This is a genomic window from Microbulbifer pacificus, from assembly GCF_002959965.1.
Lineage (GTDB): Bacteria > Pseudomonadota > Gammaproteobacteria > Pseudomonadales > Cellvibrionaceae > Microbulbifer > Microbulbifer pacificus_A.
On record NZ_PREV01000026.1, the window covers coordinates 179,376 to 197,062 of the forward strand.

Annotated in this window: 18 protein-coding genes; 7 read left to right on the top strand and 11 right to left on the bottom strand. The window is 58.7% G+C overall.

Annotation, left to right across the window (positions count from 1 at the left end; genetic code table 11):
- Positions 1–11 precede the first annotated feature (11 nt).
- Both aroC and prmB read right to left on the bottom strand, forming a co-directional pair.
- Positions 12–1,112, bottom strand: a complete 1,101-nt coding sequence (gene aroC, locus C3938_RS01390; RefSeq protein WP_105101493.1) for a chorismate synthase — start codon at positions 1,110–1,112, stop codon at positions 12–14.
- Between the two features lie 127 nt (positions 1,113–1,239).
- A complete protein-coding gene (gene prmB, locus C3938_RS01395) occupies positions 1,240–2,169 on the bottom strand; it encodes a 50S ribosomal protein L3 N(5)-glutamine methyltransferase (RefSeq protein WP_105101494.1) in 930 nt (309 codons plus the stop codon).
- A gap of 157 nt (positions 2,170–2,326) precedes the next feature.
- On the opposite strand from prmB, the gene folE reads away from it, so the two are divergent.
- Both folE and C3938_RS01405 read left to right on the top strand, forming a co-directional pair.
- Positions 2,327–2,866, top strand: a complete 540-nt coding sequence (gene folE / locus C3938_RS01400; RefSeq protein ID WP_105101495.1) for a GTP cyclohydrolase I FolE — start codon at positions 2,327–2,329, stop codon at positions 2,864–2,866.
- A 45-nt stretch (positions 2,867–2,911) separates the two neighbouring features.
- Positions 2,912–3,265 (top strand): 5-carboxymethyl-2-hydroxymuconate Delta-isomerase, encoded by a 354-nt coding sequence (locus tag C3938_RS01405; protein WP_105101496.1) that lies wholly within the window; start codon positions 2,912–2,914, stop codon positions 3,263–3,265.
- 43 nt (positions 3,266–3,308) lie between these two features.
- Here C3938_RS01405 and C3938_RS01410 read toward each other — a convergent pair whose 3' ends face one another.
- From C3938_RS01410 to C3938_RS01445, 8 genes are all read right to left on the bottom strand, one after another.
- Entirely contained in the window at positions 3,309–4,172 is an 864-nt protein-coding gene (locus tag C3938_RS01410) for an alpha/beta fold hydrolase (protein WP_105101497.1), read from the bottom strand.
- Positions 4,173–4,296: 124 nt separating this feature from the next.
- The gene (sixA, locus tag C3938_RS01415) at positions 4,297–4,755 is read right to left on the bottom strand and encodes a phosphohistidine phosphatase SixA (protein ID WP_105101498.1); all 459 of its coding nucleotides are present in this window, start codon (positions 4,753–4,755) and stop codon (positions 4,297–4,299) included.
- A gap of 53 nt (positions 4,756–4,808) precedes the next feature.
- The gene (locus C3938_RS01420) at positions 4,809–5,366 is read right to left on the bottom strand and encodes a DUF4389 domain-containing protein (RefSeq protein ID WP_105101499.1); all 558 of its coding nucleotides are present in this window, start codon (positions 5,364–5,366) and stop codon (positions 4,809–4,811) included.
- Between the two features lie 107 nt (positions 5,367–5,473).
- Complete coding sequence (locus C3938_RS01425) at positions 5,474–5,752, bottom strand: DUF4389 domain-containing protein (protein ID WP_105103151.1); 279 nt, start codon at positions 5,750–5,752, stop codon at positions 5,474–5,476.
- Between the two features lie 38 nt (positions 5,753–5,790).
- Entirely contained in the window at positions 5,791–6,840 is a 1,050-nt protein-coding gene (locus C3938_RS01430) for an NAD(P)H-dependent glycerol-3-phosphate dehydrogenase (protein ID WP_105101500.1), read from the bottom strand.
- A gap of 314 nt (positions 6,841–7,154) precedes the next feature.
- Entirely contained in the window at positions 7,155–9,071 is a 1,917-nt protein-coding gene (htpG, locus tag C3938_RS01435; protein WP_105101501.1) for a molecular chaperone HtpG, read from the bottom strand.
- A gap of 111 nt (positions 9,072–9,182) precedes the next feature.
- Complete coding sequence (locus tag C3938_RS01440) at positions 9,183–10,457, bottom strand: serine hydrolase domain-containing protein (RefSeq protein WP_105101502.1); 1,275 nt, start codon at positions 10,455–10,457, stop codon at positions 9,183–9,185.
- Positions 10,458–10,874: 417 nt separating this feature from the next.
- Entirely contained in the window at positions 10,875–11,477 is a 603-nt protein-coding gene (locus tag C3938_RS01445; RefSeq protein WP_105101503.1) for a peroxiredoxin, read from the bottom strand.
- A 380-nt stretch (positions 11,478–11,857) separates the two neighbouring features.
- Here C3938_RS01445 and C3938_RS01450 point away from each other — a divergent pair, with 380 nt between their 5' ends.
- From C3938_RS01450 to bfr, 3 genes are all read left to right on the top strand, one after another.
- Complete coding sequence (locus C3938_RS01450; protein WP_105101504.1) at positions 11,858–12,070, top strand: bacterioferritin-associated ferredoxin; 213 nt, start codon at positions 11,858–11,860, stop codon at positions 12,068–12,070.
- A gap of 223 nt (positions 12,071–12,293) precedes the next feature.
- Positions 12,294–13,610 (top strand): DUF2254 domain-containing protein, encoded by a 1,317-nt coding sequence (locus tag C3938_RS01455; protein ID WP_105101505.1) that lies wholly within the window; start codon positions 12,294–12,296, stop codon positions 13,608–13,610.
- A gap of 376 nt (positions 13,611–13,986) precedes the next feature.
- Positions 13,987–14,469 (top strand): bacterioferritin, encoded by a 483-nt coding sequence (bfr, locus tag C3938_RS01460; protein ID WP_105101506.1) that lies wholly within the window; start codon positions 13,987–13,989, stop codon positions 14,467–14,469.
- A gap of 89 nt (positions 14,470–14,558) precedes the next feature.
- Here bfr and grxD read toward each other — a convergent pair whose 3' ends face one another.
- Positions 14,559–14,891: a Grx4 family monothiol glutaredoxin gene (gene grxD / locus C3938_RS01465; protein ID WP_105101507.1), complete on the bottom strand. Its 333-nt coding sequence runs from the start codon at positions 14,889–14,891 to the stop codon at positions 14,559–14,561.
- A gap of 243 nt (positions 14,892–15,134) precedes the next feature.
- Here grxD and C3938_RS01470 point away from each other — a divergent pair, with 243 nt between their 5' ends.
- Together C3938_RS01470 and argF are read left to right on the top strand one after the other, a co-directional pair.
- A complete protein-coding gene (locus C3938_RS01470; RefSeq protein ID WP_199775461.1) occupies positions 15,135–16,322 on the top strand; it encodes an aspartate aminotransferase family protein in 1,188 nt (395 codons plus the stop codon).
- Positions 16,323–16,339: 17 nt separating this feature from the next.
- Positions 16,340–17,254, top strand: a complete 915-nt coding sequence (gene argF / locus C3938_RS01475) for an ornithine carbamoyltransferase (protein WP_105101509.1) — start codon at positions 16,340–16,342, stop codon at positions 17,252–17,254.
- Positions 17,255–17,687: the final 433 nt, after the last annotated feature.

Here is a 17,687-nt window from a genome sequence, read left to right on the forward strand (position 1 = left end):
TTCACGGGAAATCAGGCCGGCTCACCCGCTGGAATCTTCAGGCCAAACGCCACATCCCCATTCTGCCCACGCTGGCGCAGCACATGATCCATCAGCACAATCGCCATCATCGCTTCCGCAATTGGCGTCGCGCGAATACCCACACAGGGATCGTGACGACCGGTGGTGACGACCTCAATAGGGTTGCCGTTGATATCCAGGCTCTTGCCGGGAATGCGCAGACTGGAGGTAGGCTTCAGTGCAATATGCGCAATAATTTCCTGTCCGCTGGAAATGCCGCCGAGAACGCCACCGGCATTATTGGACTGAAAACCGTCCACGGTAATTTCATCCCGGTGTTCGGTACCTTTCTGCTCCACCGACGCAAAGCCCGCACCGATCTCCACGCCTTTTACCGCATTGATACTCATCAACGCATGGGCAAGATCCGCATCCAGGCGGTCGAAAATCGGTTCACCGAGGCCCGCCGGCACACCGCTGGCGTGCACGGAAATACGCGCGCCGATGGAGTTGCCCTCCTTGATCAGCGCCTGCATATACGCCTCCATCTCGGGCACCTTACTCGCGTCCGGGCAGAAAAATGGATTCTCGCTCACCTGGGACCAGTCCAGCGTCTCCACCTTGATGGGGCCGAGCTGGGAAAGATAGCCGCGCACTTCAATGCCCAACTGCTGCCTCAACCACTTTTTCGCGATGGCACCGGCGGCGACGCGCATGGCCGTCTCGCGCGCGGACGAACGACCGCCACCGCGATAATCCCGCAGGCCGTATTTGGCCCAGTAGGTGTAGTCGGCGTGGGCCGGGCGGATCTGCTCGGCGATGTTGGCATAGTCCTTGGAGCGCTGGTCGGTGTTCTCGATCAGCAGGCCGATGGGAGTACCGGTGGTCTTGCCCTCGAACACTCCGGAGAGGATTTTGACTTCGTCCGCCTCGCGGCGCTGGGTGGTGTAGCGGGAGGTACCGGGCTTGCGGCGGTCCAGTTCCAGCTGGATTTCCTCCGCGGAAATTTCCAGCCCGGGCGGGCAACCGTCGACGATACAGCCCAGCGCCGGACCGTGGCTCTCGCCAAAAGTGGTGACACAGAACAGCTTGCCAAATGTGTTGCCCGACATACCCGGTATTCCCTACCCCAGTGAATTATTCAACTTCTCTCGACAATATTTGTCTTCGAAAGCCGCGCATTATAGAGGAATCTGTCGCCGCAGGCTCGCAGGATTCTGCACCGCTGAGTGAGACGGTTCAGCCCGCGGCCTTCTCAAAAAACGGGCGGCAGGCCAGCAGATCTTCACGGGTCAGCATGAATACCCCATGACCGCCATCTTCCAGCTCCGGCCAAACGAACGGCACCCGGGGGTACGCCTCCTCCAGCGCCAGCCAGCTGTTCCCCACTTCACAGACCAGAATGCCCTCCGGCTGCAAATAGTCCGGGGCCTCCAGCAACAGGCGGCGGGTAAAGTCGAGACCGTCGTCACCGGACCCCAGTGCCAGCCCCGGCTCTGCGTGATACTCCGCGGGCATTTCCGCAAGATCCCGCGCATCGACATAAGGCGGGTTACTGACAATCAGGTCATAGCTGCAACCCGTAAGCCCGGCAAACAGATCCGACTGCACCGCCCGCACCTGCTCATTCAGATCGTGGCGATTGATATTGATCTGTGCCACCTCGAGGGCATCCGGAGAGATATCACTAACATCCACCCGCGCCTCGGGAAAGGTTTCGGCACAGGCAATACCGATACAGCCACTGCCGCAACACAGATCCAGAATCGCCAGCGGCTCCTCCGTCAGCCAGGGTTCGAAGCGCTGCCGGATCAGCTCACCAATGGGTGACCGCGGCACCAGCACACGCTCGTCGACATAAAACGGTATATCGCAGAACCAGGCCTCCTTGGTGATGTAGGGCGCTGGCAGGCGCTGGTGGATACGTTTTTCCAGCACATCCATCACCTCGCGGCGCTCCTCCATGGTCAGACGCGCGGCGAGGATGTCCGGCTTACTGTCCGCCGGCAGATGCAAGGCGTGGGTGACCAGCAGGACAGCCTCATCCCAGGCGTTGTCGGTTCCATGACCAAACCAGAGCCCGGACTCATTGAAGCGGCTGGCACCCCAGCGGATGTAATCCAGAACGGTGTGTAAATCCTGCAAACTGGACTCACGTTTCTCTATCATTGGCGAAATTCCTCAATTACCGGCGCCCGGGCTATTGCCACTTTACTCCCTTGGCACAAAGGCTTAGGGTAGCGCACCCTCTGGAGCCCCCGAATATCGGCCCCTTGCCGCTGTACAGGCGCTGAGCCTAAGCGGGCGAGACGTTGGAAGCATACTGATGAAAGAACACTACGCACACATCATTGAAGCCATTGGCGAAAACCTGGAGCGCCCGGGTCTGAAAGACACCCCGCTGCGCGCCGCCAAGGCCATGCAGTACCTCACCCGCGGTTATCAGCAGACCGTGGAAGAAATCGTCAACGACGCGCTTTTCCCGTCCGATTGCAGCGAGATGGTACTGGTCAAGGATATCGAGCTCTATTCCCTGTGCGAGCACCACCTGTTGCCATTTATCGGCAAGGCGCATGTGGCGTACATTCCCGACGGCAAAGTGCTGGGACTGTCGAAAGTGGCGCGCATTGTAGACATGTTTGCCCGCCGTTTGCAGATTCAGGAACAGCTCACGGTGGAAATCGCCGAAACCATCCAGCGCGTTACTGGCGCCGCCGGTGTGGGCGTGATCATCGAAGCAAAACACATGTGCATGATGATGCGCGGTGTGGAAAAGCAGAACTCGGTGATGAAAACTTCCGCCATGCTGGGCTCCTTCCGCAGCCAGCAGGCCACCCGCAATGAATTTCTGTCACTGATCCAATAACGGCGAAAGGCAGGCGAGACCAGGAAACACAAGGAGAGCCCGGCAATGCCCCATCTGGTGATCGAATACTCCCAGCGACTGGAAGGCCGTATTTCCATTGCAACCCTGGTGGAAAATGGTCATCGGGCCATGAACAACACCGGGCTTTTCAATGCCAGCGCCATCAAGACCCGAGCCCTTCCCTATCGGGATTTCGCCCTGGGTAATGACGAGAAGGGTGACAGGACGTTTATCCACGCGGAAGTGCGGATTCTGGAAGGGCGTACCACCGAACAGAAAGAAGCCCTGAGCGCGGCCATATTCAACAGCCTCTGTGAGTCCGCACCGGAGGTGCCGGAGATTTCCGTGGAAGTGCGGGATATGGAAAAGGCGAGCTACGCCAAGCGCGTACCGTTCTGACCCTCTATCAAGGGGCGCAGCCAGGCACACGCACAACAGTGTTTCAGCGGCCCGCCTCAAGAAACGGCAGGAACCAGCGGGCAATAGCCTCGGCACTCTCCTCCATGTGCAGATGGTGCCCACCGGGAAATTCCCGAATTTCCATATTCGGTATCCGCTCTGCAATGGGGCGGATGCGCTCGATCATTCCCTGAATTCCGTTTTCGCCCAATGCGAGAAGAATCGGCATGGTGGCGCGGTCGAGGAATGCCTTTACCTGCGCTTCGTTCAGTTTCGCCAGGGAACTCGCCAGCAACTGCGGATCATTGCTCCAGGTGTATCCGCCATCACAGGGGCGCACGCCCCGCTCCACCAGCGCGCGCGCGGCCGTGTCACTCAACTTGAACAATCCGTTCTTGCGCGCCGCGGTGGCCACATCCAGAGAATCAAACACCTTGGTGCGGCGATCGCGGTAGCGCGCGCGCTGCTCGATACCCTTGCGCAGGGTTTCCGGGGCTTCTTCGTCGGTTGTCGGCGGCGGTACCAGGCCATCGATCAGGGCCAGGCGGTCTATACGTTCGGGAAAGGTGGCCGCGGCAATGGTGCCGATCACCGCGCCGCGGGAGTGTGCCAGTACGGAGAAGCGCTGCCAGCCGAGGGCATCCGCCATCCCCAGCACATCTTCGATCTCCGTCCATACGGTGTAATTGGCATCCCGGTGGCGGTGATAACTCTGGCCGTGCCCGGCCATATCCACCGCAACCAAATTAAGGCTCTGCAAATAGGGCGCCATCGCATCGAAACTGGCGCAATTGTCCAACCAGCCGTGCAGTGCCAGCACCGGGACACCGTCGGGATTACCCCACTGGCGCGCGGCAATGGTATTGCCTTGGACATCCAGAGAAATTTCGCGGGGGGACAGGCTCATGACAGCAACTTCCGGAGAATGAGTTTCACCATGCTGACAGTGCCCTGCGAGCGCCTCAATGGCCACAGAGGTCAGACTCAATGGCCATTCTTGCAGTTGATACAGGGAACATCGAACAGAAGCGCTACGGCTTGTGCTGAAGCCACTCAAGCTCCGCACAGTTGCGGGCCCAAACATCGGCGCTCAGGCAGGCGAGGCTTGAGGTACCCATGGGATGTTCGTCACCCGTCCCGCAGAGGCCGTTGACCAGGCTGCCCACCAGCGGCTGATGACTGACCAGCAGCAGTGGAAAAATATCCTCGTCGGCCTCCGCGAGTGCGTCCAGCAACTGATCCAGCGGGGTATCTCCCGTGAGCAATTCCTGGATTTCCACTTCGCGCTCAAACGTGTCCGCCACAATCTTGGCAGTCTGACGGGTGCGCACAAAAGGGCTGGACCAGATGGTCTTTACCTGCGCCAGTTCCGACGCGCGCTCCTTGCACACCGCCGCCACATCCTCGCGCCCACCGTCGGTGAGCGCGCGGGTTTCATCGCTCTTACTGAACGGCTCCGCGTGGCCGTGACGCATAACAAGCAACAGCACTAGGTTCTCCCGTCAAATCCTGACGACCAAACACATCGAACGTAGCTACCGGTTTATTTATCGCCGGTAGTCTTTTCCGTATCCGCAGAGGCGTCACTGCCAAGCTCAATGACAGTTTCGTCATCCGCGTTTTCTTTTGCAGCTTTTGCGGAGCGGGCTTTTCGTTTTGCCGCCGGCTTCTCCTCCGCCTTCTCCGCGACCTTGGCGGGCGGGGTTTCCGTGTCCGCTTCGTCTACCTCTTCAAACTCGGCCACAACCTCCGCGTCATCCTCACGGCCAATCACCTCGCCGTCGAATTCCTCGGCGCTTTCGTAAGAAGAGAGATCCTCCTCCTGGGATTCCGGCCACTCCGAGAAAGGAAAGGGCTTTTCTTCGGTGTTGTAGATGAGGAACTGCAGACTCTGGTAGATGAATGTGGAAATCTGGTCACCCAGCCGACGCAGATTGTCATTCGCGCCGCCAGTAAAGATGGCGAACAGGAATTGGGCAATTACGACAGCCAGCATCACAAAGCCGGCGACTTCCAGCAGTACAGCAAACAGCACCATATACACCAGGCGCAGCCACTGGTTGGTTGAGGTCAGGTTACGTTTCAGTTCTTCGTTGCTCATGGGGCGATCACCATTCCGTTGTTGGGCACCACTATTAAAGGTCACCGGCCGCAGGGGCCGGTATCAGGAGAAATACCGTCAGGACAAAACTATAGCCCGAATTCGGTTCAGGACTGCGGCCATTCCGAAAAGGGGAATGGCTTTTCTTCGGTGTTGTAAATCAGGAACTGCAGGGTCTGATAGATATAGGATGCGACCTGATTACCAAGCTGGCGCAGGTTGTCGTTCGGGCCGCCAGTAATAATGGCAAAAAGAAATTGCAGGACGATGGTGGCCAGCATCACCACACCAGCCACCTCCAGCAGAATCACAAACAGCACCATGAACACCAGCCGCAGCCAGTGATCAGAGGACGTCAGGTTGCGCTTGATTTCTTCGTTATTCATCTTGATTTCCAATAGCCTTCCCGGTTCGGGAAGTACACTCAGGGTTTGGCCGAATAGGCTACATCAAAGGTCTGTGCCCCGGACATCAACTCACGGATCACCGTAGGGATCGGGGTACCTTCAAATAATATGGCGTGAATGGCGGAAACCAAGGGCATGTAGACACCCAATTCATCTGCTTTCGCCTTGATCAGACGAACGGTATTCACCCCTTCCGCCACCTGGCCGATCTCGATTACCGCTTCATCCAGCTTCTTGCCCTTGCCCACCAGGTAACCCACCCGGTAATTGCGGCTCAGGTCCGAGGAGCAGGTGAGAATCAGATCGCCGACACCGGCCAGGCCGATAAAGGTCATTGGGTCCGCACCTACCGCCTCAGCAAAACGCATCATCTCCGCCAGCGCCCGGGTAATCAGCAGGCTGGTCGTGTTCTGCCCGCGCCCGAGGGCCACGGCCATGCCGGTGACGATGGCATAGATATTTTTCAAGGCGCCGGCGAGCTCGACACCAAACACATCGTTGCTGGAGTACACGCGGAAGGTTTCGGAGTGCAACACCTTCTGAATGGTGGCACAGAGCGATTCGTCCTCACTGGCAATCACCGTGGCGGTGTAGTGGCCAGCGACAATTTCCTTGGCAAAATTGGGGCCGCTCAGCACCCCCACACGCATGCCTTCGGTCTCTTCCCGCAGGATATCGCTCATCAGATGGAAACTATCGTGCTCCACCCCTTTGGTGAGAGAGATCAGCATGGTACCGGGAGACAGAATCGGCGCGGCGCGATGCATCACCTCGCGAAAAGAGCCGCTGGGAATGGCGACAAACACGATCTGGCAACCGCACACCGCGGCCTCGAGATCACAGGTGACCTTCAGTTGCGGATGCAGGGCAACGCCAGGCAGGTAGTGCTGGTTTTCCCGGTTGGCCATGCAGGCGTCGGCGCGCTCCGGGTCACGCATCCACTGCCGGGTGTCGTGGCCGTTGCCGGCAACGATATTGGCAATGGCGGTACCGAAGCTGCCGCCGCCAAGAATGGCAATGGAGTAACTGGATTCGGGGGCGTTTGAGGATACGTCTTTCTGGGTCATAACGCTCGATGGTATTTACTGTGCAGCGGGGGATTATACGGAGCATGCCGCCGGCGCCCAATGACCAGACAGAAAATTGGTCATTTTTGCCAAGTTCACCCGCAGTTGCCGTTCTTTCCACACCAATTCGTGCAAAAAACCAGCGAACGAAGAATTGTGGGACGGATCAAGTTGCAACTATAGCGCAGCGCATTCACACCGCAGGAAATAGGTCGCTGCAGGCGGTAAAGCACATCAGGAACGTCAGAGAGCAGAAAAAATCAGAAGGGTACACCGGCCGGACGGAATGCCCGACCGGTGCGACAGTGACAATCTTAGCGATTGAGTTCCAGCAACAGCGCGTTCAGGCGACGCACGTAGTCCGCCGGATCCTCCAGCTGGTTGCCCGCCGCCAGATTCGCCTGATCCAGCAGGATATTGGTGAGATCCGCGAAGCGATCCTCATCCTGCTCCTGATCCAGGCGCTGTACCAGCGGGTGATTCGGGTTCAGCTCGAAAATCGGCTTGGCGTCAGGCAGCTTCTGCCCCGCCTGCTCCAGAATGCGGCGCATCTGCAGGCCCATATCGTTGTCACTGGCCACCAGACAGGCAGGAGAATCCACCAGACGTGTGGTCGCACGCACGTCTTCGACGCGGCTCTCCAGCACTTCCTTGACCCGCTCCACCAGCGCGCCGGCCTCTTTTTCGACCTTCTCGCGCTCGGCCTTGTCGTCCGCGTTTTCCGCGTCGCCCAGATCCAGCGCGCCCTTGGCCACATCCTGGAACTGCTTGCCATCAAACTCGCGCATGTGGCCGACGAACCACTCGTCCACCTGATCGGTGAGCAGCAGCACTTCAATTCCTTTCTTGCGGAAGACCTCAAGGTAGGGCGAGGACTTGGCGGTGGCGAAGTTATCCGCACATACGTAGTAGATGTGCTTCTGGCCATCTTTCATGCGGCCCACATAGGCTTCCAGCGACTGATCCTGCTTGGCGCTGTCGGTGTGGGTGGTGGAGAAGCGCAACAGCTTGGCGATCTTGTCCTTGTTGGCAAAATCTTCCGCCGGGCCTTCCTTCATCACGGAACCGAACAGATCCCAGAACTTCTGGTATTCGTCTGCATCCTTGTTTGCCAGCTTGTCCAGCATGTCCAGCACACGCTTGGTCAGCGCGCTCTTGATGGCGTCGGTGTTCTGGTCTTTCTGCAGAATCTCACGGGAGACGTTCAGCGGCAGATCGTTGGAGTCCAGCACCCCTTTGACGAAACGCAGGTACAGCGGCAGGAACTGCTCGGCGTCGTCCATGATGAAGGTGCGCTGCACATACAGTTTCAGGCCGCGGGCGGCGTCGCGCTGATACAGGTCGAACGGCGCGCGCGCCGGGATATACAGCAGACTGGTGTAATCCAGCTTTCCTTCCACACGGTTGTGGCTCCAGGTGAGCGGATCGTCGAAGTCGTGGGAGATGTGCTTGTAGAACTCCTTGTACTCTTCGGATTTCAATTCAGAGCGCGGGCGGGTCCACAGCGCCTGGGCGGCGTTGACCGCTTCAAATTCCGGCGCCTTGTCGTCCTTCTTGTCTTCATCGTCGCCGAAGCTGTGCTCTTCCTTCAGCATCTCCACCGGGATGGCGATGTGATCGGAGTATTTTTTGATAATGGAGCGCAGGCGCCAGCCGTCGGCGTATTCTTTTGCCTCATCCTTCAGGTGCAGCACCACGCGGGTACCGCGGCTCGGCCACTCCACATTTTCCACCGAGTATTCGGCCTCACCACTGCACTCCCAGTGCACGCCCTGGCCGGCATCGAGGCCGGCGCGGCGGGTGAATACATCCACCTTGTCGGCAACGATAAACGCGGAGTAGAACCCAACCCCGAACTGGCCGATCAGGTGTGCGTCCTTCTTCTGGTTGCCCGAGAGGTTCTGCATGAAATTGGCGGTGCCGGAGCGGGCAATGGTGCCGAGGTTCTCGATCACCTCGTCGCGGCTCATGCCAATGCCGTTGTCGGTGATGCTGAGGGTACCGGCTTCTTTGTCGAATTCGATGCGAATACGCAGATCCGGGTCTTCTTCCAGCAGCTCGGGCTTGGAGAGCGCCTCGAAGCGCAGTTTGTCGGCAGCATCCGATGCATTGGATACCAGCTCGCGCAGGAAAATCTCCTTGTTGGAGTAGAGCGAGTGGATCATCAGGTGCAGCAGCTGCTTGGCTTCGGTCTGGAAACCGTGGCGTTCTTTGTGCGCCTCTACAGTCATGGGTCGGTTCTCCCCTAAATCAGATCAATCTCAAGTGAGGGGATATTGGGACGGCCGGCGCCTTTTCAAGCGCCGACCGGAGAGACATAAAAAAGGACGTGCCCGGAAGGGTTACTTTTTGGCGGCAGCCGTGGCCTGTACCAGCTTGCCGCGGCCGGTGATATCGGCGATGAAATTGCCGGTGAGATCGGAGATCACGCGAGACTCCGCGTTCATCAGGATGGCGATTCCCACCTTGCGCTTTTCCGAGTAAGCCACAGCCGCGCGAAAGCCCGCCACCCAGCCGCCGTGGAACACGATGCGATCATCGCCCACGGTATACAGGCGCCAACCAAGCCCGTAACCGGCGTGGTCGATATAGTCACGCCAGATGCGATGCTGCATGTGGCGGCGGGTTTCCACCCGCTCAGTGGTGAGATCATTGATCACCTCCTGCGACAGCACATCCGGGCGGTATCCCATCTGCGCCTTCAGCCACTGTGCCATATCGCTGATACTGGCGTTCACTCCCGCCGCGGGCGCCGCCAGATAGTATTCCTTTTCCACCTTTACCGGCCGCCAGCCACTGCCGGTCTGCACATGGGGCGCAGCGCGATTGCCCGCCGCCATAAACGCCTCCCAGCCGAGGGACGCATCTTCCATCTGCAGAGGGACAAAAAAGCGCTCCTTGAGCTGGCGACTGTAGGGCACACCCGTGGCCTTCTGGATCACATCTTCAATCAGGCTGAACAGGACGTTCTGGTAGCCGTAGCACTTGCCGGGCTCACAGTTGGGGTCAATGGTGGCGAACATCGGCAGTATCTTGGACAGGGGCCGATTGTCTTCCAGATAGTTGTCGTAGGCGTTGGGCGTCAATCCCGACGAGTGGCTCAGCAGGTGCTGGACCTGCAGCTTCATGGACAGCGCCGGGGTTTTGAAACTGAGCTCCGGGACGTAGCGCACGACTTTGTCGCCCCAGTTGAACTTGTGCTCGTGTTCGAGCACCGCCGCCATACTCGCGGCGAACGTCTTGGACACCGACGCCAGACGAAATACCGTGTGGCTGGTCACCACTTCATGCTTGCCCTTGACCCGCACGCCGTAGGTGTCCATGGCCACCACCTGGTCGTGATCCACGATCACATAGGCGGCGCCGGGAATGCCATGCTGCTCCAGCATCTGGCGAAAGTAGCGGTCGAATTCACGGGCACTTACCTCGACACTCTTACTGACCGCCTTGCCACCTTCACGCACAGACTTTTCGCTGCGCACCGCGTCTGCGGCGGTCGCCGGGTGCGTCACCAGCAGCAATGAAAACGCCAGCGGCGACAATAAGCCGCCGGCGGCGAAGCGGAATACGCGTCGAATACGGTTGGATATGCCCTGAATCACCTTGAAATACACCATGTGCCGTACTGCTGACCACCGCGGCAGCAACTGTGTCTGGGGCCGAGGCGGCCCGAACCCCCGAGAAGAAGTGCTGCCAGCTGTTGAGGGAAAACCTGTATTAAGACTAGCAGCCCGCGCGAAAATTCTCGGAGCATCCAGCACTTGCCACCGCGCCAATCTTTCGCTGCACCTACTGCCAGATGCCCCTGCAAACGTCCCCATGCGCCTCGCTCACCACACTCGCGCCGGGATTGTAATAAAACCGGAACAAACGCGCACATTAGCCGATTTTTCCGCCGGCATCACCAGGGCTGACAGTGTGAATTTCTTCATGCCCCAAATGACGGGCGAAAAAAAACCGCCATGCGGCGGTTTTTCCGGTGGAGAGCCCTGCGGCCCTCACCGTCTTCAGTCGTGCGGTTTTCCGCAGCAGACTTACAGCTTGTCAGCATTCTCGCTCAGGTAAGCGGCAACACCCGCCGGAGAGGCGTTCATGCCTTTGTCACCTTCCTGCCAGCCAGCCGGGCAAACTTCGCCGTGCTCCTGGTGGAACGCCAGCGCGTCAACCATGCGCAGCATTTCGTCAACGTTACGGCCCAGCGGCAGATCGTTGACGACCTGGTGGCGAACCACACCTTCTTCATCGATCAGGAAGGAGCCGCGGAAAGCGACACCGCCTTCGGACTCAACGTCGTAGGCCTGGCAGATTTCGTGCTTCACGTCGGCAACCAGGGTGTACTTGACTGCGCCGATGCCGCCGTCGTTTACCGGAGTGTTACGCCAGGCATTGTGGGAGAACTGGGAGTCGATGGACACACCGATCACCTCAACACCGCGCTTCTGGAACTCCGCATAGCGGTGATCGAACGCGATCAGCTCGGACGGACATACGAAGGTGAAGTCCAGCGGGTAGAAGAAGATAACGGCTTTCTTGCCTTTGATGGCGTCGGCCAGGTTAAAGGTGTCAACGATCTCGCCGTTGCCCAGTACCGCAGCCGCAGTGAAATCCGGAGCGGGCTTGCCTACTAATACAGCCATGAGAACCTCCTCAATGAGATGGGTAATAACCTTGTGGAAATGATCAATTTATAACCAATAGCTATAAATTGATTAAAGATTGATAGTGGGCCGCTATCTTACACAGGGCTTTATGCCAGTCCCATTAAATTTTTATATAAATCCGATAGCTGGCGCCCTTCATCACCTTGAGCCGATACCCTCCCATTCCCGGTTCCCCGCACATCCCCTGCGACCGGACTCTCTGGTCAGCCCCGGTCGCAAGTCCCCCCTACCGTAGATCGAACCACTGACTAGAATAGTTTCTGAACAACCGCATAATCTTATTGACACACATTCTCATTACCAATAAGATCCACATCCGTTTGAGAATTGATTGTTTTTGCGCCAGGGTCACCGCGATGTACGTATGTATCTGTAAAGGCATCACCGACAGCCAGATCAAAGAAGCCGTGTACGACGGCTCCACCTCGGTCAAAGCCCTGCGCCGTCACCTGGGTGTTTCCTCACAGTGCGGCCGCTGCGCCGAGCTGACCCAGGAGATCATCGACGAGACCATGGCGGGTGGTGTGATGGCGACGGCCAACAGCGCCCTTTTCTACTCGGCCAGCTGATCTTCCGTCTACACCTGCGGCGGATGCCCCTTTGCCCGCCGCGGACGCCCTTCTTCCTTCTTTCACCCTTTATCCCCCCTTGTAACAACTTTAACCGTCTCCTCCCGCAATGACGCGCGATACGTTCCTCACGACGGATCATCGCGACACCAACGACTAGTCTTTAGTGGCCACCGTTAACGGTCTCTCACTGCCCTTTCCGACTGTCGTGACTGAGAAAATCATGAAGCACCGGTTTCTGCATCTATCAGAGCGCCTGCGTGCCAGCTTCTGGGTGATCCCGGCGCTGATGATGGTCGCCGCCCTGCTGTTGGCGCAGGGGTTACTCGCCGCCGACCGCGTATGGAAAATTGATCACCTGCCCGGGTTCGGCTGGCTGCGACTGCACGACCCCGATAGCGCGCGCGCACTGCTCGGCGCCATCGCCGGCTCCACCATCACCGTCGCGGGCACTGTTTTCTCCATCACCACGGTGGCCCTCACACTGGCCTCCAACCAGTTCGGCCCGCGCCTGGTGCGCAACTTTATCCGCGACCGCGGCACCCAGGTATCCCTCGGCATTTTTCTCAGCACCTTCATCTACGCACTGATGAGTATGCGCGGTATCGGCTCAGATCCACTGGAAGTCCGCCATACCCTCACGGTGACCTTTGCCCTGCTGCTGACGCTTGGCTGTATCGCCTATCTGATTTATTTCATTCACAACGTGGCCCAGTCCATTCAGGTGGACAACATCACCTTTCACATCAACCGCGAATTCCGTTCCGCACTGGAAACCATCTACCCGCGGGAAGAAGCGAGAGACCGCCGCAACACCCGCCGCGATCTGAGAACGCTGAAACTTGGTGACGACAGCCTGTGTGTGCGCGCGCGGAACGAAGGCTATGTGCAGATGATCAACCGCCCGGCGCTGATCGATTGGGCGAAAGCGCACAACTGCCGCGTGCAGCTCCTGTGCCACCCCGGTATTTTCGCGTTTCACTGGCGCCCGGTTGCCCGGGTCTACGATCCACCGCGAGATCTCGACAGCCAGGAAATTGCCAATGACATTCTCAATGCCATTACCCTGGGACCGCAGGCAACCGCCGAGCAGGACATCATCTTTTCCATCCGCCAGCTCGCACAGATCGCCGTGCGCGCACTCTCTCCCGGTATCAACGACCCGTTCACCGCCTATTCCTGTATCGACCGGCTGGTGGACGGCGTGGGCATCGTGCTGCAGAGGCCACCGCTTCCCAACTGCTTTCACGACGATCAGGAACAGCTGCGCCTGGTGGTCGACGAGCTGGATTTTGCCGATGTGCTGGCAGCGGCGCTGGATGAAATCCGCGAATACGGCCGCGGCAGTGGCGTGGTCATGCGTCACCTGATCGGTGCACTGATCGAACTCGCAGATATCTGTTCCCGCGATGAAGATCGCCGAGCACTGAACGCCTTAACCGAGCGCCTGGCGGAAGACTGTGAAAATGGCATTGAAGACAGGTTTGATATCGCCACCATCGAGAAGCAACTGTCTACCCTGCGCCGAACCCTGAAGTAAGTTTTTCCACGCTGCGCCAGCAACGCCGATTCCCGCTGCGCACAAAGTGCAGACACAATTTCTTTTTATACTTCGCACACCATCGCCAAACAAAACAAATGGCAATCATTCTCGTTGTAGTTTTCGGCCTTTTTCCCGTTAATTTTTGTGCTTTTTTGCCTCGAAAATAACTGGGCCGGCAACCTTGACTTGCCCCAGTGTGCGACGCAAACTCACCTCGCCAGCCATTTGTGGCCCTACAATTAAGGGCAGACAGGGACGTCGAGAATCGTTTGAGACGCCCGGCGCGCAACTCGCATTTTCGCAAAACGCATCCGGTACTCAGACCGTTTCGGACAAGATTCCCAGGGCACTCCCAGGGCGAAAGGAGAAAACAATGAAAGGCGATCCCAAAGTCATCGAACACCTGAACAAGGCACTGGGCAATGAGCTGATTGCCATCAATCAGTACTTCCTGCATTCGCGCATGTTCAAAGACTGGGGCCTGAAAGAACTGGCCGACAAGGAGTACCACGAATCCATCGACGAAATGAAACACGCCGACTGGCTGATCGAGCGAATTCTGTTTCTCGAAGGTATCCCCAATCTGCAACACCTGGGCAAACTGCTGATCGGTGAGAACACTGAGGAAATGCTCAAGTGCGATCTCAAGCTGGAGCAGAAGGCCATTCCCGAGCTGCGCGACGGCATCGCCTACTGCGAATCCGTACGCGACTACGGCAGCCGCGAACTGCTGCAGCGCATTCTCGATTCCGAAGAAGAGCATGTGGACTGGCTGGAAACCCAGCTGAGCCTGATCGACAAAGTGGGTATCCAGAATTACCTGCAATCGCAGATGGAAAAAGCTTCCGAGGAATAACCCGGATAGAAAATCCGGGCACAAAAAAACCGCGAACGTTCGCGGTTTTTTTGTGCCCGGGAAACGGGAGTCCCGGGTAACAGGAACAATTACTCGCCCTGCTCTGCCCCTTTGGCCGCTTCTTCGATCAGGGTCTTCAGCTCGCCGTTCTCATACATTTCCATGATGATGTCGCAGCCACCGATCAGCTCACCCTTCACCCACAGCTGCGGGAAGGTCGGCCAGTTGGCGTACTTCGGCAGCTCCTGACGGATGTCCGGGTTGGCCAGGATATCCACATAGGCAAAACGCTGGCCGCAGGCCATGATCGCCTGAGAGGCGCGCATGGAGAAACCGCACTGGGGCGCGTTGGGGCTGCCTTTCATATAAAGCAGAATGTCGTTGTCGGCGATCTGCTGTTTGATGTTTTCCAGAGTATCCATAGTGGAAGCTAACCTCGGGTTGGGAAATGTCGGACGCGGGCACCGGCCGGCGTCACTCCGTCTTGAATGCGCGCATTGTACCCGAATCCCCTTTTCACGCACGCCCCGCAAATGCACTGGTGGTGCCGTAGCGCGGCTGTGCTAGTATTGCCGGCTTTCCGGGGAAATTGCTGCCAAAGTGTGTCTTCGACGCATTTTCTGCGGTTTCCCTTACTTTGGCCCACCGACAGAGGAGATTTCGCAGTGGCCACTCCCGCACTCATGCAGAACTACGGTAACAGAACCCTGACCCTGGTCAGAGGTGAAGGCAATTACGTGTGGGACGATGCAGGCCGACGTTATCTCGACGCACTCTCCGGTATCGCCGTGTGCGGCCTCGGTCACTGCCACCCGGCGGTCACCGAGGCCATCGAGCAGCAGGCCAATACCCTGCTGCACGCCTCCAATCTGTACAACCTGCCGCCCCAGGAAAAGCTGGCGGAGAAGCTCGTGTCCCTGTCCGGTATGGACAACGTGTTCTTCTCCAATTCCGGCGCGGAGGCCAACGAGGCGGCCATCAAGCTGGCGCGCCGGCTCGGCAACGAGCGCGGCCTGGCCTGCCCGAAAATCGTCGTGACCGAAGGGGCATTCCATGGCCGCACCCTCGCCACCCTCACCGCCACTGGCAACCCCAAGGTACAGATCGGTTTTGCCCCACTGCCGGAGGGCTTCCTGCGGGTACCCTATAACGATGTGACGGCGATCGAAAAGCTGGCTGCCGAGCACAGCGACATCGTCGCCATCCTGGTGGAACCGGTGCAGGGGGAAGGCGGTATCCGCATCCCCGACGCCGACTATCTGCCGCGCCTGCGCGCCCTGTGCGACCAGCACGACTGGTTCCTGATGCTGGATGAAATCCAGACCGCCAACGGCCGCAGCGGCAAGATGTTTGCCTACCAGCATTTTGACAACCTGCTGCCCGACGTGGTCACCACCGCCAAAGGCCTCGGCAACGGCGTGCCCATCGGTGCCTGCCTGGCCCGCGGCAAGGCGGCGGAACTGTTTACCGCCGGCTCCCACGGCTCCACCTTCGGCGGCAATCCGCTGGCCTGCAGCGCCGGCCTCGCCGTGCTGGAGACACTGGAAAGCCACTGGCTGCTGGAACGCGCGGAAAAGCTCGGCAACGATCTGCTGGCGCAGCTCAAAGGCGAGCTGGCCGGCTGCGCCCAGGTAAAAGACGTGCGCGGCCTCGGCCTGCTGGTGGGCATCGAGCTGGATCGCCCCTGCGCCGAACTGGTGGATCAGGCCCGCGCCGAGGGCCTGCTGATCAATGTTACCGCCGGCAATGTGGTGCGCCTGCTGCCGCCACTGACCTTGAGCGACGACGAGTGCTGCCAGATCGCCGCCACCGTCGCCAAACTGGTGCGCAATTTCGCCCCACAGGACGCCTGATTTACGGAGGACCCCCTATGGCAGTCAGACACTTTCTCACCCTGCTCGACCTGAGTAAGGAAGAGCTGCGCGCAGTGATCGAGCGCGCCATCGAACTCAAAGCCCTGCGCAACCAGGGTATCGCCAGCGAGCCTTTCCGCAACAAGGTGCTGGGGATGATTTTTGAAAAAGCCTCCACCCGTACCCGCGTCTCTTTCGAGGCCGGCATGGCACAGATGGGCGGCCACGCACTGTTCCTGTCCCCGCGCGACACCCAGCTGGGCCGCGGCGAGCCGGTCGAGGACAGCGCGCGCGTCATCTCGCGCATGGTGGACATCGTCATGATCCGCACCTTCGGCCACGACGTTCTCGAGCGCTTCGCCGAATTCAGCAAAGTGCCGGTAATCAACGCCCTGTCCGACAGCTACCACCCCTGCCAGCTGCTGGCGGACCTGCAGACCTATGTGGAACACCGCGGCAGTCCGGAGGGCAAGGTGGTGGCCTGGGTGGGTGACGGCAACAATATGTGCAACTCCTACATCAGTGCCGCGCGCCAGTTTGATTTCGAGCTGCGCATCGCCTGCCCCGAGGGCTACGACCCGAATCCCGCCATCGTTGCCGCCGCCGGCGACCGCGTCACCGTGGTGCGTAAACCGGAAGAAGCCGTGCGCGGTGCCGACTGGGTTGCCACCGATGTGTGGGCCTCCATGGGCCAGGAAGACGAGCAGCGCATCCGTATGAACGCGTTCGCGGGCTACCTGGTGAACCACGAGCTGATGAGCCACGCCAACAGCGACGCCGTGTTCATGCACTGCCTGCCCGCTCACCGCGGCGAGGAAGTAAGCGGCGAGCTGCTGGAAGACGAGAAAATCTCGGTGGTGTGGGACGAGGCCGAAAACCGTCTGCACGCGCAGAAAGCGCTGATGGAGTTCCTGCTGGACAACAGCAACTGATCGCTTTTCACCCAGAAAGATGCAGGGGCGCCAGATCGGACTGGCGCCCCTTTTTTCATCGCGAAGATCGCAGATACTTCGACCTGACAGTGCCAGTTTGATCAGGGAATAAGCAGGCCAAAATTATTATTGCCATGCTTAATTTGGGGCCTCATTACTATTAAAAAATATTCTTAGAAAAACCACGCAGTCGCCCGTGGTGATCACTTTTCATACCCGCCCAGTAACGGCGGGCGTTGCAGGCTGGAATTAATCAGCGCCGCACGGCCTACCCACAAATTATCCACAAGCAACCCCAAAGTTATCCGCCTTGAATTAGCCCCCCGATCGCATTATCTTGTTGGTCATTCGAGATCGGACCCCAATATATTGGGTTTGAGGGTGGAAAGCCCCCCAACAACCCCCAGGGGAGACGGCACAGAGTGCCGAAAAC

Bases quoted from the DNA above. Each gene is read 5' to 3' on its own strand.
- aroC (WP_105101493.1), bottom strand. From the start codon at position 1,112: ATGTCGGGCAACACATTTGGCAAGCTGTTCTGTGTCACCACTTTTGGC.
- prmB (WP_105101494.1), bottom strand. From the start codon at position 2,169: ATGATAGAGAAACGTGAGTCCAGTTTGCAGGATTTACACACCGTTCTG.
- folE (WP_105101495.1), top strand. From the start codon at position 2,327: ATGAAAGAACACTACGCACACATCATTGAAGCCATTGGCGAAAACCTG.
- C3938_RS01405 (WP_105101496.1), top strand. From the start codon at position 2,912: ATGCCCCATCTGGTGATCGAATACTCCCAGCGACTGGAAGGCCGTATT.
- C3938_RS01410 (WP_105101497.1), bottom strand. From the start codon at position 4,172: ATGAGCCTGTCCCCCCGCGAAATTTCTCTGGATGTCCAAGGCAATACC.
- C3938_RS01420 (WP_105101499.1), bottom strand. From the start codon at position 5,366: ATGAGCAACGAAGAACTGAAACGTAACCTGACCTCAACCAACCAGTGG.
- C3938_RS01425 (WP_105103151.1), bottom strand. From the start codon at position 5,752: ATGAATAACGAAGAAATCAAGCGCAACCTGACGTCCTCTGATCACTGG.
- C3938_RS01430 (WP_105101500.1), bottom strand. From the start codon at position 6,840: ATGACCCAGAAAGACGTATCCTCAAACGCCCCCGAATCCAGTTACTCC.
- htpG (WP_105101501.1), bottom strand. From the start codon at position 9,071: ATGACTGTAGAGGCGCACAAAGAACGCCACGGTTTCCAGACCGAAGCC.
- C3938_RS01440 (WP_105101502.1), bottom strand. From the start codon at position 10,457: ATGGTGTATTTCAAGGTGATTCAGGGCATATCCAACCGTATTCGACGC.
- C3938_RS01445 (WP_105101503.1), bottom strand. From the start codon at position 11,477: ATGGCTGTATTAGTAGGCAAGCCCGCTCCGGATTTCACTGCGGCTGCG.
- C3938_RS01450 (WP_105101504.1), top strand. From the start codon at position 11,858: ATGTACGTATGTATCTGTAAAGGCATCACCGACAGCCAGATCAAAGAA.
- C3938_RS01455 (WP_105101505.1), top strand. From the start codon at position 12,294: ATGAAGCACCGGTTTCTGCATCTATCAGAGCGCCTGCGTGCCAGCTTC.
- bfr (WP_105101506.1), top strand. From the start codon at position 13,987: ATGAAAGGCGATCCCAAAGTCATCGAACACCTGAACAAGGCACTGGGC.
- grxD (WP_105101507.1), bottom strand. From the start codon at position 14,891: ATGGATACTCTGGAAAACATCAAACAGCAGATCGCCGACAACGACATT.
- argF (WP_105101509.1), top strand. From the start codon at position 16,340: ATGGCAGTCAGACACTTTCTCACCCTGCTCGACCTGAGTAAGGAAGAG.